General features: G+C 75.4%; 14 protein-coding genes. 6 read left to right on the forward strand and 8 right to left on the reverse strand.

All coding sequences use genetic code 11. The features are described from left to right. Window positions 1-33 precede the first annotated feature (33 nt). Window positions 34-201 carry a hypothetical protein gene (locus tag ACI798_RS14790; RefSeq protein WP_387991213.1) on the forward strand — a complete coding sequence of 56 codons (168 nt, stop codon included), beginning with the start codon at window positions 34-36 and terminating at the stop codon, window positions 199-201. 47 nt (window positions 202-248) lie between these two features. Here ACI798_RS14790 and ACI798_RS14795 read toward each other — a convergent pair whose 3' ends face one another. Then, window positions 249-479: a hypothetical protein gene (locus ACI798_RS14795; RefSeq protein WP_456940321.1), complete on the reverse strand. Its 231-nt coding sequence runs from the start codon at window positions 477-479 to the stop codon at window positions 249-251. Between the two features lie 290 nt (window positions 480-769). Between ACI798_RS14795 and ACI798_RS14800 the strand changes: the two genes are divergently transcribed. Continuing rightward, on the forward strand, window positions 770-1,786 hold the full coding sequence (locus tag ACI798_RS14800) for a zinc-binding dehydrogenase (protein WP_456943431.1): 1,017 nt from the start codon (window positions 770-772) through the stop codon (window positions 1,784-1,786). Between the two features lie 17 nt (window positions 1,787-1,803). Here ACI798_RS14800 and ACI798_RS14805 read toward each other — a convergent pair whose 3' ends face one another. From ACI798_RS14805 to ACI798_RS14815, 3 genes are all read right to left on the reverse strand, one after another. After that, window positions 1,804-2,475, reverse strand: a complete 672-nt coding sequence (locus ACI798_RS14805) for an acVLRF1 family peptidyl-tRNA hydrolase (protein ID WP_456943456.1) — start codon at window positions 2,473-2,475, stop codon at window positions 1,804-1,806. Then, window positions 2,472-3,686, reverse strand: a complete 1,215-nt coding sequence (locus ACI798_RS14810; RefSeq protein WP_456943432.1) for an MFS transporter — start codon at window positions 3,684-3,686, stop codon at window positions 2,472-2,474. Before ACI798_RS14810 ends, ACI798_RS14805 begins: the two co-directional genes overlap by 4 nt. A gap of 229 nt (window positions 3,687-3,915) precedes the next feature. Then, window positions 3,916-5,730, reverse strand: a complete 1,815-nt coding sequence (locus ACI798_RS14815; RefSeq protein WP_456943433.1) for a phosphoenolpyruvate carboxykinase (GTP) — start codon at window positions 5,728-5,730, stop codon at window positions 3,916-3,918. 220 nt (window positions 5,731-5,950) lie between these two features. On the opposite strand from ACI798_RS14815, the gene ACI798_RS14820 reads away from it, so the two are divergent. Both ACI798_RS14820 and ACI798_RS14825 read left to right on the forward strand, forming a co-directional pair. Continuing rightward, the gene (locus ACI798_RS14820) at window positions 5,951-7,135 is read left to right on the forward strand and encodes an NADH:flavin oxidoreductase/NADH oxidase (protein ID WP_457048255.1); all 1,185 of its coding nucleotides are present in this window, start codon (window positions 5,951-5,953) and stop codon (window positions 7,133-7,135) included. Beyond that, window positions 7,132-7,557 (forward strand): hypothetical protein, encoded by a 426-nt coding sequence (locus tag ACI798_RS14825; RefSeq protein ID WP_457048256.1) that lies wholly within the window; start codon window positions 7,132-7,134, stop codon window positions 7,555-7,557. Before ACI798_RS14820 ends, ACI798_RS14825 begins: the two co-directional genes overlap by 4 nt. Here ACI798_RS14825 and ACI798_RS14830 read toward each other — a convergent pair. After that, complete coding sequence (locus tag ACI798_RS14830) at window positions 7,533-8,060, reverse strand: SRPBCC domain-containing protein (RefSeq protein WP_456943436.1); 528 nt, start codon at window positions 8,058-8,060, stop codon at window positions 7,533-7,535. The two genes, ACI798_RS14825 and ACI798_RS14830, sit on opposite strands and share 25 nt — an antisense overlap. A gap of 92 nt (window positions 8,061-8,152) precedes the next feature. Here ACI798_RS14830 and ACI798_RS14835 point away from each other — a divergent pair, with 92 nt between their 5' ends. Both ACI798_RS14835 and ACI798_RS14840 read left to right on the forward strand, forming a co-directional pair. Then, entirely contained in the window at window positions 8,153-8,386 is a 234-nt protein-coding gene (locus ACI798_RS14835; RefSeq protein ID WP_457048257.1) for a hypothetical protein, read from the forward strand. 76 nt (window positions 8,387-8,462) lie between these two features. Then, a complete protein-coding gene (locus ACI798_RS14840; protein WP_456943438.1) occupies window positions 8,463-8,705 on the forward strand; it encodes an acyl carrier protein in 243 nt (80 codons plus the stop codon). Window positions 8,706-8,791: 86 nt separating this feature from the next. On the opposite strand, the gene ACI798_RS14845 is transcribed toward ACI798_RS14840, so the two are convergent. The 3 genes from ACI798_RS14845 to ACI798_RS14855 all read right to left on the reverse strand — a co-directional run bounded on the left by ACI798_RS14845 (window position 8,792) and on the right by ACI798_RS14855 (window position 11,018). Beyond that, window positions 8,792-9,484, reverse strand: a complete 693-nt coding sequence (locus ACI798_RS14845; RefSeq protein WP_456943439.1) for a DsbA family oxidoreductase — start codon at window positions 9,482-9,484, stop codon at window positions 8,792-8,794. Between the two features lie 29 nt (window positions 9,485-9,513). Then, the gene (locus tag ACI798_RS14850) at window positions 9,514-10,530 is read right to left on the reverse strand and encodes a cation diffusion facilitator family transporter (RefSeq protein ID WP_457048258.1); all 1,017 of its coding nucleotides are present in this window, start codon (window positions 10,528-10,530) and stop codon (window positions 9,514-9,516) included. Between the two features lie 107 nt (window positions 10,531-10,637). Beyond that, entirely contained in the window at window positions 10,638-11,018 is a 381-nt protein-coding gene (locus tag ACI798_RS14855) for an FKBP-type peptidyl-prolyl cis-trans isomerase (RefSeq protein WP_456929985.1), read from the reverse strand. Window positions 11,019-11,074 lie beyond the last annotated feature (56 nt).

Raw genomic sequence — 11,074 nt, forward strand, 5'->3', positions numbered from 1 at the left:
CCGAGAGCAGCCACGACGACGAGGGAGGACGCCATGACCGAGGTGCCGGGCACCGACCGCGAGCAGGCCGAGGAGCAGGTGCTGGAGGAGACGCCGATCCGGCCGGAGGGCGTCGAGGAGGACACCTCCACCCAGGGCGACGAGGGTCAGACCGGCGACAGCGCCAAGCCGGGAGCCGGCAGCACCGACCCCGTCACCTGACCGGTCCGGGTGGCAGGAGTGGCCGTTCCTGCCACCCGGAGCACGGCCTAGAGGACGTCGAACTCGTTGGACGTCGCGCCGCCGGAGAGCAGCGCGTAGCCGGGGCCGCGGTCGAAGAACGGCTCGTCGCCCGTGCGGGCCGCGCGCATCTCGTCCCGCAGCACGGCGGTGGCGGCCTCGTCGGCCGACCCGTCCTCGAGGACGACCACGCCGTAGTCCGCGCAGGCGCCGGAGACGCTCACCTTGCGCCAGGCGACGTCGCGGAGGACCTCCTCCACCGGGCGGTCCAGCGGATCGCCCCATCCCCCGCCGCCGGGGGGGGGGGGGGGGGGGGGGGGGGGGGGGGGGGGGGGGGGGGGGGGGGGGGGGGGGGGGGGGTGGTGGTGGGGGGGGGGGGGGGGGGGGGGGCGGCCGCGGGCGCGGGGGGGGGCCGGCAGCCGCCGGCCTCCCCCCCCCCCCCCCCCCCCCCCCCCCCCCCCCCCCCCCCCCCCCCCCCCCGGGGCGACTCCGCGGAGGTGCACCGGAGGCGGCGGTGTGGTGGCGCGGGCCGGTGGGGAGGATGCCGGGCATGCCCGACTCGATGCTCGCCGGCCGGCTCAACGTGCGCACCAAGCAGTTCGAGGTGAAGGAGGTGCCGCGACCGGTGCCCGGGCCGGGGCAGGTCCTCGTCGAGGTCCGCGCGGCCGGCATCTGCCTGTCCGACGTCCACCTCGTCGACGGCACGCTCAACCCGCTGTTCCTGCAGGGCGAGGAGGTCACGCTCGGCCACGAGGTGGCCGGCGTCGTCGCCGGGCTCGGGGAGGGCGTCACCGGCTGGCAGGCGGGGCAGCGGGTCGTGCTGCAGGCCGGCGAGGAGGTCGACGGCTGGATCCACACCCGCGGCGTCGACTACGACGGCGGGTGGGCGCAGTACGCGCTGGCCACTGCGCAGACCCTGGTCCCCATCCCCGACGAGCTGCCCTTCGAGCAGGCGTGCATCGTGCCCGACGCCGTGTCGACGCCGTGGGCCTCCATCGTGAAGACCGCCGGAGTGCGCGCCGGGGAGCCGGTGGGCGTGTGGGGCATCGGCGGCCTGGGGGCGCACGCGGTGCAGCTGCTGCGGCTGGCGGGTGCGGCGCCGATCGTCGCCGTCGACCCGGTGGAGTCCGCCCGGGAGCGGGCGCTGGCCTTCGGCGCCGACCTGGCCCTGGACCCGTCCGAGGACATCGCCGGGCGGGTGCGGCAGCTCACCGGCGGCGCGGGCCTGTCGCACGCGTTCGACTTCGCCGGGGTGGCCGCGGTGCGCGAGCAGGCGGTGCGCTGCCTGGAACGCGAGGGCCGGCTGGTGCTCGTCGGGCTCACCGACCAACCGCTGACCATCCGCAACGGCACGCAGTTCAGCTACTTCTCGCAGCGCATCCTCGGCCACTACGGCTCCGAGCCCGGGCACGTGGAGCAGCTGGTCGGCCTCGTGCGGCACGGCCGGCTGGACCTGTCCCGTTCGATCTCCGGCACCCTGCCGCTCGAGGACGCGGCGAAGGGCGTCGAGATGCTCGAGCGCAAGGAGGGCGACCCCATCCGCCTGGTCCTGCTCCCGAACGGCTGAGGAGCGCCCTCACAGCGCTAACGGCTCCCCCGGTCGCCGGGTTCGACGACGTGCACCCGCACGGCGCGGAACTGGCCCGGGGTGGCCAGCAGGACCTCCTTCGTCGGCTCGCCGACCTCCAGCGCCGGTTCCCGGCGCAGCGCCGCCAGCGGGGCGAGCCGGGGGTCGGCGAGCACGGCGTCGACCATCCCCCGGTCCCCGCCGGTGAACAGCGCGTCGACCCCGCCGGCGTGCGGCAGCAGCACCCGGGCCGCGGTGTCGGCGGCCGCGGCGACCACGGCGTCGGCCTGGTTGCCGCGGCGCCGGGCGAAGCGCTGCTGGCTCCAGCCGCCGGCGGCGCTGCGCCCCTGCACCAGCCGGCTGTCGACCTTGGAGACGACGAGGTCCGCGCCGTCGAAGACGCCGGTGGCCCAGCGGCCGCGGCGCACCAGGAGGACCGCGGCCCGCCGCGGCCGGCGGGCGGCGGCGGTGAAGGTGGCCAGCGGCGCCGGGCCCGGGGTCCAGCCGAACGGCGCGCGCAGCGTCACGGTCGTGCCGTCGGCGCAGGTGACCCGCACGGCGCCGTCGTCGTCGACGGCCGTGTCGAAGGCGCCGTGGCGGGCGGCGACGCCGTCCAGCCACCGGCCGAGCCGCTCGGGCGCGACGCCGAGGAGGCGGCCGCCGCCCGCGGCGGGACGGGGCCGGGTCAGCGCGCCATCGCCGGCTCGGCGGCGTGCTCGGCCGGCACGTGCAGCAGCCGCTGCGCGGCGAGCACGACGACGGCGGCGATCCCGGCCGAGACCGTGGCGACGAGGAACGCGGCGTTGGCGCTGACGGTGTCGACGACCTTCCCGGCGATCGAGGTGCCGACGGCGACGCCGAGGCCGAGCGCGGTGCCGATCCAGGTGAACGCCTCGGTCACGGCCACCCGCGGCACGATGAGCTCGGCGAGGGTGAACGAGCTGATCAGCGACGGCGAGACGGCCACCCCCGCCACGACGACGAACGGGATCATCACCCAGACGTTGCCGATGAGGACCAGCGGGACGGTGAGCACGGTCAGGGCCGCGAGCACGACCAGCAGGCGGTGCCGCAGCGGGTGCCGCCAGTGCACGGCGCCCCAGCCGATCCCGCTGATCATCGAGCCGACCGCGAGGCCCGCGATCAGCACGCCGGACAGGCCCATCGCGCCGGCCTCGTCGGCGAAGGCGACCAGCGCGATCTCCAGCGTGCCGAGGATCGACCCGACGGCGGCGCCGACGACGAACAGCACCCGCAGCCCCGGCGTCCGGATGGCCGAGGGCCCCCTGCGCGCCTCGTGCCCGTGCGGCGGCGGCTCGGTGCGGCCCTGCGCGGCGAACAGCAGCGCGCCGACGACGGCGAGGGTGAAGGCGGTGACCACGCCCGAGGTCGAGTGCCCGGTGGTGGACAGGAAGGTCACCAGCACCGGCCCGACGATGAACACCAGCTCGTCGACGACGGACTCCATCGCCAGCGCGGTGTGCAGGCGGTGGGTGCCGCGCAGCAGGTGGGTCCAGCGCACCCGGATCATCGAGGCGACCGGCGGGATGCACGCCCCCGCGATCCCCGCGGTGGCGAAGAAGGTCCACCGCGGCCAGTCCTCCTTGACCGCGGTGAGGAACAGCGCACCGGCCGCCGCGAACACCGCGACGACGGGCAGCAGCGTCCGGCGCTGGCCGAAGGTGTCGGCCAGCCGGCCGATGACCGGGCCGGCCAGGGCGGTGGTGACCGCGCCCGCGGCGGCGACCGTGCCCCCCAGGCCGTAGGAGCCGGTCTCGTCGGCGATGAGCAGGACGCACCCTAGGCCGACCATCGACAGGGGCAGCCGGCCGATGAAGGCGGCGAGCACCATGGGCAGCGCGTGCGGCGTGCGCAGCACGTGCAGGTAGGGATTGGGCACCGGGGAGCGACCTGTCGTCAGGGGGACGCGGGACCGTCAGCCACGCTAACCGACGCCCGCACGCTCGGCTCGCAGACCACTCCGGTCCGTGCACGGCGGGGCGCGGACGAGCACGGGCCCCGCGCCGGACGACGTTGTCCGGTGCGGGGCCCGCGGGCGAGATCCTGGAACGGCCACCCTCCAGGGGCCCGCGCCGAGCGCGCGGGGCGTGGGGGAAGGGTGGTCCTCCTCAGGCGAGCCGGCTCTTGAGGATCTCCAGCTCGTCCCACATGGTGCTGGGCAGCTTGTCCCCGAACTTCTCGAACCACTCGGTGATCTGCGGGATCTCCGCGCGCCACTCGTCCTTGTCGACGGCGAGCGCCTTGCGGACCCGGTCCTCGGTCATGTCCAGGCCGGAGACGTCGAGCGAGTCGGGCGTGGGCACGTGGCCGACGGCGGTCTCCTCGGCGGCCGCGGTGCCCTCGATGCGCTCGACGACCCACTTGAGCACCCGGCTGTTCTCGCCGAAGCCCGGCCACAGGAAGCCGCCGTCCTCGTCGCGGCGGAACCAGTTCACGTAGAAGATCCGCGGCAGCTTGGTGGCGTCGTGTGCCTTGCCGGTCTCGACCCAGTGCCGGAAGTAGTCACCGGCGTTGTAGCCGATGAACGGCAGCATGGCGAACGGGTCGCGGCGGACGACGCCGACGGCGCCGGTGGCCGCGGCCGTCGTCTCGGAGGACAGCGTGGCGCCCATGAAGACGCCGTGGTTCCAGTCCCGCGCCTCGGTGACCAGCGGGATCGTCGTCTTGCGGCGGCCGCCGAACAGGATCGCCGAGATCGGCACGCCCCTCGGGTCCTCGTACTCGGGCGCGAGGATCGGGCACTGCTCGATCGGGGTGCAGAACCGCGAGTTCGGGTGCGACGAGGGCTCGTCGGAGTCCGGCGTCCAGTCCTGCTTCTTCCAGCTGGTGAGGTGCGCCGGCGGCTCCTCGGTCATGCCCTCCCACCAGACGTCGCCGTCGTCGGTGAGCGCGACGTTGGTGAACACCGAGTTGCCCTTGTCGATGGTGCGCATCGCGTTGGGGTTGGTGTCCCAGCCGGTGCCCGGCGCGACGCCGAACAGGCCGTACTCGGGGTTGAGCGCGTAGAGCCGGCCGTCCTCGCCGAACCGCATCCAGGCGATGTCGTCGCCGAGGGTCTCGACCTTCCAGCCGGGGATGGTCGGCTCGAGCATCGCCAGGTTGGTCTTGCCGCAGGCGCTCGGGAAGGCCGCCGCCACGTAGTACGTCTTCTGCTGCGGGCTGGTCAGCTTCAGGATCAGCATGTGCTCGGCGAGCCAGCCCTCGTCGCGGGCCATCGCGGAGGCGATCCGCAGCGAGTAGCACTTCTTGCCCAGCAGGGCGTTGCCGCCGTAGCCCGAGCCGTAGGACCAGATGGCCCGCTCCTCGGGGAAGTGCACGATGTACTTGGTCTGACTGCAGGGCCACGGCACGTCCTCCTGGCCCGGCTCCAGCGGGGCGCCCAGGGAGTGCATGGCCGGCACGAACGGCCGGTCGGTGCCCATCGCCTCGAGGATGCGGCTGCCGATGCGCGCCATGACCCGCATCGAGACGACGACGTACTCGGAGTCGGTGAGCTCGACGCCGAACATCGGGTTCTCGGCCTCGACCGGGCCCATGCAGAACGGGATGACGTACATCGTGCGGCCGCGCATGGAGCCCCGGTACAGCTCCGTCATGATCGACTTCATCTCGTCGGGGGCCATCCAGTTGTTGGTCGGCCCCGCGTCGGCCTCGTCGACCGAGCAGATGAAGGTGCGGTCCTCGACACGCGCGACGTCGCTGGGGTCGGAGGCGGCCCAGAACGAGTTGGGCTTCTTCGCCAGGCGGGTGAAGGTGCCGGCGTCGACCAGCTTCCGGGTGAGCCGCTCCCACTCCTCGTCACCGCCGTCGACCCACACGACCTCGTCCGGGGTGGTCAGCTCCGCCATCTCGCGCACCCAGGCGAGCAGCCGGGCGTGCGTGGTGGGGGCGTTGTCGAGACCGGGGGTGGTCACGGAGGTCACGGCGTCTCCATCCTCTGGGCACGCCGGGTGTCGGGGACACCGGCGCCGGTGCGTGCTGTCTCCCCGTGGCCGGCGGAACGGGTCCGGCCGTCGGGTTCGGGAAGCGTACAAGCGGGGACACCCGCCTGTAACGGTGAGAGATGTTACGTCTAGGACGTCTACGTCCGCGCGGGGTGCGGACCGGGAACACCGCAGGTCGGAGCGGTGTTGGCAGTCCGGCGTGACCAGTCTCACGAACGGCTCCGCGCCCTCCCCGGCCCTCCTCACGCCCCTGACGCTGCGCGGGGTGACCCTCCCGAACCGGCTCGTCGTCGCCCCGATGTGCCAGTACTCGGTGACCGACGGGCTGGTCGGTGACTACCACCTCGTGCACCTCGGCCGGTTCGCGCTCGGCGGCTTCGGCACGGTCGTCGTCGAGGCGACGGCGGTGACGCCGGAGGGGCGGATCAGCCACGGCGACGTCGGCCTGTGGTCCGACGCGCACGTGCCCGGCCTCGCCCGCGTCGCCGGCTTCCTGCGCGCCGCCGGCGCGGTCGCGGGCATCCAGCTCGCCCATGCCGGCGCCAAGGCCAGCAGCCACCGCCCGTGGGAGGGCGGCCGCCCGGTCACGCCGGAGGACGCGCTCCCGGGCGAGCAGCCCTGGCGGACCGTCTCGGCGAGCCCGGTGCCCGCCGTCCCCGGGGGGCCGGTGCCGCACGAGCTCACCGTCGAGGAGCTGGGGGAGGTCCGCGAGGCGTTCGCCGCGGCCACCCGCCGGTCGCTGGCCGCCGGGTTCGACGTCCTCGAGGTGCACGCCGCGCACGGCTACCTGCTGCACCAGTTCCTCTCGCCGCTGTCCAACCGGCGCACCGACGCCTACGGCGGCTCGCGGGAGGCCCGCTGGCGGTTCCCGCTGGAGGTGGTCGAGGCCGTCCGCGCCGCGTGGCCCGCGGACCGGCCGCTGTTCGTGCGGGTCTCGGCCGTCGACGGCACGGCCGACGGCATCGGCCTCGAGGACACGATCGCCCTCGCCCGCGAGCTGCGCGCCCGCGGGGTCGACGTCGTCGACGCCTCCGGCGGGGGCCTGGGCGGCTGGGAGCACCCGCTCGGCTACGGCTACCAGGTGCCCTTCGCCGCCGGCATCCGCGAGGGGGCGGACGTGGCCACGATGGCGGTGGGGCTGATCGTCGACGCGCGGCAGGCCGAGGCCGTCGTCGCCGGGGGCCTGGCCGACCTGGTCGCCGTCGCGCGGGAGGCGCAGGAGGACCCGAACTTCGCCGTCCACGCCGCGCGCGACCTCACCGGCGCCCACGACGCCTACCCGGTGCAGGCGGGCCCGCGGCTGGGCCGGCGCAACGCCCTCCTCGGCACGCTCGGCCCGTGGACCGGCCCGGCGCCCGTGCAGGTGCCCGAGCGCGTCCGGTGACGGGCCGCCGCGGGGCGCTGCTCGCCGCCTCCGCCGTCCAGCTCGCGGCGAGCCTGGCCGGGACGGTGCTGTCGCTGCGCCGGCGGCACGCGTTCGACACGCCGGTGCTGTCCGGGCGCGCGGCGACGGTCGGGCGCGACGCCTGGTGGGCCGGGACGGCGCTCGGCCCGCCGGCCTGGACCCTGGCCGTCCACGGCTGGGCGCTGGCCCGCCTGGTCGCCGGCGACGACGGGCGCGCCCCGCGGGTGCTCGCCACCACCGGCGCCGCCCTCGTGCCGGGCTACCTCGGCGAGCGGCTGGTGCGGCGGCGGCTGACCCCCGCCGGCGCCGAGCCCGTGGAGACCGCGGTGGCCGCCGCCGGGCTGGTCACCGCCGTCGCGATGGCGGTGCTCGGCGCTCAGCCCTCCGGCGCCCGGCCGTAGTCGGGGCCGACCCGGGCGAGGAAGGTGTCCCAGTCACCGGGGTCGGGGCGCCCGCCCATCTCGGCGTCGAGCTTGTCGAGGTACCAGTGCCAGCCGAGCGCGTAGTCGGTGACGTCGGTGCCGGCGGCGAAGTCCTGGGTGAGGTGCAGCGTCGTCCGGCCGCTCTCCACGACCACGGCGAGCCCGACCCGCCAGTCCTCCTGGTCCGGCCACTCGACGACGAGCCGCCGCGGCGGGTCGCACTCGGCGATGCGGGCCTCCATCGCCGCCGGCTCCGTCTCGTGGGTCATCGTCAGCGTCCCCCGGCCGCCGGGGGCCCGCTCGCCCTCGTAGGTGCCGAACCAACGGGCCAGCCGGTCGGGCTCGGTGAGCGCGGCCCAGACGGCGTCGGGCCCGTCGCCCCAGGAGCGGCGGAACTCCAGCCGCAGGCGGCCGTCGGGCAGCTCGGCGACCGCGCCGGTGCGGTGCGTCGGCGGGTCGGCGGGGGTCGCGGGGTCGGTCACGGGGCGTCTCCGTCCGTCGGGGGACCCGTCGCGCCGACCCTGCCGCAGGCCGCGCGGGGTTGCCAGTCCCACGGCGGGGGCAGGGACGGGGCATGACCGTCACCGACCCCGACGTCCCGGACCCGCTGAACGACCCCCGGACGACGCAGGCCGACCCCGGCGCCTACGCCGAGGGCGCGGACCTGGCCTCGACCGACGACGACCCGGCGTCCACCGGCGAGGAGGAGCTCGCGGCCGACGACGCGCAGACGACGGCCGGGCGGACGCTCGCCGACGACGCCGGCGGCGGGGACGTCACGGGAGGCGCGGTCCCCGGCGCGTCGTGACGGGCCGGTCCGTTTCCGCTGCTGGCCTGCGGGGAACCCGTGCGGACGTCCGTCTCCGACGACGAGGAGGTCCGACATGGCCACGGGTGAGACCGGATTCGAGGACGTCGCCTACGACCTGATCTCGGTGCAGTACCACTCGCTGAAGGCCGGGCACGACTACGGCCAGTACGTCCGGGACGCGGAGAACGCGGGACTGGACGACATCGCCGGTTTCTTCCGCGAGGTGATGGAGCAGGACTCGGCGCGCGCGAAGCGCTGCCACGAGTTCCTGAAGGACCTGTCGGGCACCGAGCAGGGCGGCCCCGCCATGGGCTGACCGCACGACGACGGCGGGCCCCTCCCGGGAGGCGGCGGAGATGGCCATCTCTGCCGCCGGGGAGGGGCCCGCTGTGCGTGTCGGGTCTAGACCGCGCAGGAGCCGTCCTCGCAGCCCTCGGCCGCGGGGACGGTGACCAGCGGGTGGGCGTCGGCCCAGGCCCGCTCCAGCACCTGCAGCAGCAGCTCGGCCGGCTGGGCGCCCGCGGCGCCGTACTTCCGGTCGACCACGAAGAACGGCACCCCGGTGGCACCGAGCGCCTGGGCGGTGGCGGCGTCGGTGAGGACCGCGGGACGGAACCGGTGGTCGGCGAGCGCCGCCCGCACCTCGGCCTCGTCCAGGCCGACCTCGACGGCCAGGGCGGCCAGCGAGTCGACGTCGAAGACCGAGCGGCCCTCCTCGAAGTGGGCGTGCAGCAGCCGCTCCTTCACCGCGCCCTGCAGGCCGTGCTCGGCGGCCAGGTGGATCAGCTCGTGGGCGAGCAGCGTGTTGCCGCTGACGCCGTCGGCCAGGTGGTACTCGAGGCCCTCACCGGCGGCGGTCTCCTCGACGTGCCGCATCATCGACCGCATCTCCTCGACCGGGCGGCCGTACTTGGCGGCCAGCGCCGGGAGGGTCGGGTGGGTCTCGCCCTCCGGGATGCTCGGGTCGAGCTGGAAGGACCGCCAGACCACCTCGACCTGGTCGCGGTGGGGGAACCGCTCCAGCGCGGTCTCCAACCGGCGCTTGCCGATGTAGCACCACGGACAGACGACGTCGGACCAGACCTCGATGCGCACGGCATCCCCCAACCGCGGGCCGGCCACCGTCATTCCGGGCGGTGGGCCTCCGCGCGGGCCCGCCCGTCGCCGGGGGTCGGGTCGAGGAAGACGAAGCGGACGCCCTCGTGGCGGGCGACCAGCCGTCGCTCGGCCTCGTCGGAGGCCCGCTCGATGTCGGCCACGGTCGCGGTGTCGGCGAAGTCGACCTTGGCCATGACGGCCAGCTGCCCCGGACCGATGACCGTGGTGAGCAGGACCGGGACGTCGTCGACCTGGGGCAGCCCGGCGATCTCCGCGCGCAGCTGGTCCTGCAGCCGGCGCGGGATCGACTGGCCGATGAGCAGCGAGACGTTGGCCCGCGCCAGCGACCCGGCCACGAGGAGCAGCAGCACCCCGATGAGGATCGCGGCGACGCCGTCCCACACCGGGTCGCCGGTCACCTGCTCGAGGAACAGGCCGAGGGCGGCGAGGACGAGGCCGACCAGCGCCGCGCTGTCCTCGAACGTCACGGCCTTGACCGTGGTGTCGGTGGTCTCGGCCAGGTAGCGGCGGGGCGTCGTCCCCCACTTGCGGGCGGCCCCGCGGACCTGCCGGACGGCCTTGAGCCAGGAGGCGCCCTCGAGGACGAACGAGACCGCCAGGACGACGTACGCGACCAGCGGCGAGCCCTGCTCCTCGCCCTCGAGGATCGTCTCGATCCCCTGGTAGAAGGAGAAGCCGGCGCCGAGGGTGAAGGTCGCGAGGCAGGCCAGCAGCGCCCAGAAGTAGGTCTCCCGGCCGTAGCCGACCGGGTGGCGGGCGTCAGGCGCCTTGTCGCCGCGCTTGAGCGCGACGAACAGCAGCACCTCGGTGATCGTGTCGGCCAGCGAGTGCGCGGCCTCGGACAGCATCGCCGAGGAGTGGCTGATCAGCCCGCCGACCAGCTTGGCGACGGCGATGCCGAGGTTGGCCAGGCCCGCGACGACGACGGTGCCGGTGGACTCCCCACCCGACTCGCCGGCCGACCCGCTGCCGGTGCCCTCCTTCGCGCGGACGTGCTCACGGGTGGGGACCGGCTCGCTCATGGCCGCACCGGTGCCCCGCGGTTGCCCGGCGCAACCACGTGGCCGGTCAGCGGCGGGTCGTGCTCTGCCCCCCATCGGGGGGCAGAGCACGACGGCGCGCGGAGGACTCAGCGCACGCCGACGAGGTCGACGACGAAGACGAGCGTCGCGCCCGGCTTGATGACGCCGCCGGCGCCGCGGTCGCCGTAGGCCTTGTGCGGCGGGATCGTCAGCCGGCGGCGCCCGCCGACCCGCATGCCCTGGATGCCCTCGTCCCAGCCCTGGATGACCATGCCGACGCCGAGGCGGAACTCCAGCGGGTCGCCGCGGTCCCACGAGGCGTCGAACTGCTCGCCGCCGTCGTGGGTGACGCCGACGTAGTGGGCGCTGACCAGGTCGCCGGCCGTGGCCTCGGGGCCGTCGCCGACGACGAGGTCCTCGATCACCAGGTCGTCGGGCGCGGGCCCGGTGGGCGGCTCGACGTCGGGTCGGCTCAGGGGCTCGGCCATCGGTCCTCCTCGGATCAGGGGTGCCGGGGGGTCCCCGACGGGTCCCGGCCATCCAA

This window comes from Geodermatophilus sp. SYSU D01045 (assembly GCF_054050295.1).

What these genes read in the sequence shown, in the direction of transcription:
- ACI798_RS14790 (WP_387991213.1), top strand. Translation starts at nt 34, where the DNA reads ATGACCGAGGTGCCGGGCACCGACCGCGAGCAGGCCGAGGAGCAGGTG.
- ACI798_RS14800 (WP_456943431.1), top strand. Translation starts at nt 770, where the DNA reads ATGCCCGACTCGATGCTCGCCGGCCGGCTCAACGTGCGCACCAAGCAG.
- ACI798_RS14835 (WP_457048257.1), top strand. Translation starts at nt 8,153, where the DNA reads ATGACCGTCACCGACCCCGACGTCCCGGACCCGCTGAACGACCCCCGG.
- ACI798_RS14840 (WP_456943438.1), top strand. Translation starts at nt 8,463, where the DNA reads ATGGCCACGGGTGAGACCGGATTCGAGGACGTCGCCTACGACCTGATC.
- ACI798_RS14850 (WP_457048258.1), bottom strand. Translation starts at nt 10,530, where the DNA reads ATGAGCGAGCCGGTCCCCACCCGTGAGCACGTCCGCGCGAAGGAGGGC.
- ACI798_RS14855 (WP_456929985.1), bottom strand. Translation starts at nt 11,018, where the DNA reads ATGGCCGAGCCCCTGAGCCGACCCGACGTCGAGCCGCCCACCGGGCCC.